Origin of the sequence: Streptomyces phytophilus, from assembly GCF_013870535.1 — a bacterium.
Lineage (GTDB): Bacteria > Actinomycetota > Actinomycetes > Streptomycetales > Streptomycetaceae > Streptomyces > Streptomyces phytophilus.
Genome location: NZ_JACBXC010000924.1, coordinates 1 through 2,461 on the forward strand (window position 1 = coordinate 1; position 2,461 = coordinate 2,461).

Annotated in this window: 2 protein-coding genes; both read right to left on the reverse strand. The window is 70.5% G+C overall.

Going from position 1 to position 2,461, the window contains the following annotated elements:
- Positions 1-97: 97 nt before the first annotated feature.
- Positions 98-1,192, reverse strand: coding sequence for an undecaprenyldiphospho-muramoylpentapeptide beta-N-acetylglucosaminyltransferase (murG, locus tag H5J30_RS27230; RefSeq protein WP_181789968.1), 1,095 nt, complete (start codon positions 1,190-1,192; stop codon positions 98-100).
- Positions 1,193-1,235: 43 nt separating this feature from the next.
- Positions 1,236-2,461, reverse strand: a 1,226-nt coding sequence (gene ftsW, locus H5J30_RS27235) for a putative lipid II flippase FtsW (protein WP_181789969.1), incomplete at its 5' end; no start/stop codon positions are given.

Consider the following 2,461-nt stretch of genomic DNA (forward strand, 5'->3'; position numbering starts at 1 on the left):
CCGCACGGGAGCCGCTTCATCCACCACGAGGAATCGGTCAGCAGGACCGCTCCGGCCATCCCCGTACCCCCTGACTGGTGTGGTGAGATCGGCGGACCTATGATCCCCGTCTGCCGTCCACAGCCTGGTACACCATGCCGACGAGGAGTTCGTCGGCATCCCTCCGGCCGAACTCCGCGGCCGCCCAGGACATCTCGTGCAGCCGCTGGCGGTTGGTGAGGACGGGCAGCACCTCCTGGCGCACCCAATCCGCCGTCAGCTCCGCGTCGTCTACGAGCAGTCCGCCGCCGGCCTTGACCACCGGCTGGGCGTTGAGCCGCTGCTCGCCGTTGCCGATGGGCAGCGGGACGTACGCGGCCGGGAGGCCGACCGCGGACAGTTCGGCGACGGTCATCGCGCCGGCGCGGCAGAGCATCATGTCGGCGGCGGCGTAGGCGAGATCCATCCGGTCCACGTACGGCACCGGGACGTACGGCGGCATGCCGGGCATATTGTCGACCTGCGGCATCTCGTTCTTCGGCCCGACGACATGCAGGATCTGCACGCCGGAGCGCTGGAGGTGCGGCGCCACCGACTCGACGACCTCGTTGAGCCGCCGCGCGCCCTGCGAGCCGCCGGAGACCAGCAGCGTCGGCAGGTTGGGGTTGAGCCCGAACGCGGCGCACGCCTCGGGGCGCACCGCGCCGCGGTCCAGGGTGGCGATGGAGCGGCGCAGCGGGATGCCGATGTAGTTCGCGTGCCGCAGCTTGCTGTCGGGCGTGGAGACGGCGACGAACTTCGTGTAGCGCGACCCGATCTTGTTGGCAAGCCCGGGGCGGGCGTTGGCCTCGTGCACCACGATGGGCACGCCGCGGCGCTTGGCCGCCAGATAGCCGGGCAGGGCGACATAGCCGCCGAAGCCGACGACGCAGTCGGCCTTCGTGCGCTCCAGCACCTCCTCGGCGGCCCTGATGGTCCCGCGCAGCCGTCCGGGAACGGTGATCAGCTCCGGCGTGGGCTTGCGCGGCAGGGGGACCGCGGGGATCAGCGCCAGTTCGTAGCCGCGCTCCGGGACCAGCCTGGTCTCCAGACCGCGCTCGGTACCGAGCGCCGTGATGCCCACCGTCGGATCCTGCCTCCGCAGGGCGTCGGCGAGGGCGAGCGCGGGCTCGATGTGGCCGGCGGTCCCCCCACCGGCGAGTACGACATGCACCGAATTTCACCGCTCTCCGCGACGGCCGCCCGCCGGCGGTCCGTCACCTTGTTTTCCTGGCTCTTCTGGCCGTTCCAGCCGTGCTCTCCGGTCTCTTTCCGGCGAGCACTCTTCTAGCAGACTGCAGCACCCCCGCGGGCCGCATGGCCAGCGCTGCCCGCGCCGCGGGTTCCTCGCGCGCGAACGCGATGAGCAACCCGACGGCGAACATCGCCGGCAGCAGGGCGGAGCCTCCGTAGGAGAACAGCGGGAGCGGGACGCCGGCGATGGGCAGCAATCCCAGGACCGCGCCGATGTTGATCACGACCTGCGCCATGATCCAGGCGGTCACACCTCCCGCGGCGTACCTTACGAAGGCGTCCTCCGTACGTCCGGCCACGCGGATACCCGCATAGCCTAGAGCCGCGAAGAGTGCCAGCACCGACAGCGTCCCCGCCAGGCCGAGTTCCTCCCCGGTCACGGCGAAGATGAAGTCGGTGTGCGGTTCCGGGAGTTCGCCCCATTTTTCCATACTCGCACCGAGCCCCGAGCCGAACCAGCCGCCGGAGGCCAGGGCGTAGATGCCGTGCAGGCCCTGCCAGCAGACGTCGCCGGGGCCGGGCTCGGTGGCGCCGATGCAGCGGAGCCGGTCCATGCGGTGCGGGCTGGAGGTGAACAGCACGACGGTCAGCGTCGCGCCGACCGCGATGACGGTGGCGAACAGCCGGGTCGGGGCGCCGGCGACCCACAGCAGGCCCAGCAGGATCGCGCCGAGGATCATCGCGGTGCCCATGTCGCCGCCGAGCATGATGAGGCCGAGCAGCAGCAGCGCGACGGGCACCAGCGGCACCAGCATGTGCTTCCACTGGGTGAGCAGCTTCTTGTCCTGTTTACGCGCCAGCAGGTCGGCGCCCCACATCACCAGCGCCAGCTTGCCGAACTCGCTGGGCTGGAGCTGGAACGGGCCGCCGAAGTTCAGCCAGTTGGTGTTGCCGTTGACCGACTGCCCTATCCCCGGCACCTGCACCAGGGCCATCAGGAACAGCGACATCGCCAGCGTCGGGTACGCCAGCGCGCGGTGCAGCCGGATCGGCATCCGGGCGGCGACGAGCAGCAGGATGGTGCCGAGGGCGGCGGCGACGAGTTGCTTGCGGAAGTAGTACGTGGACGCCAGGCCGCTGTTGAGGGCCTCGATCTGTGAGGCGGAGAAGACCATCACCAGGCCCAGCACGGTGATCAGCAGACTGCCGCCGAGCAGCAGGTAGTACGCGGTCAGCGGCCGGTCCCAGG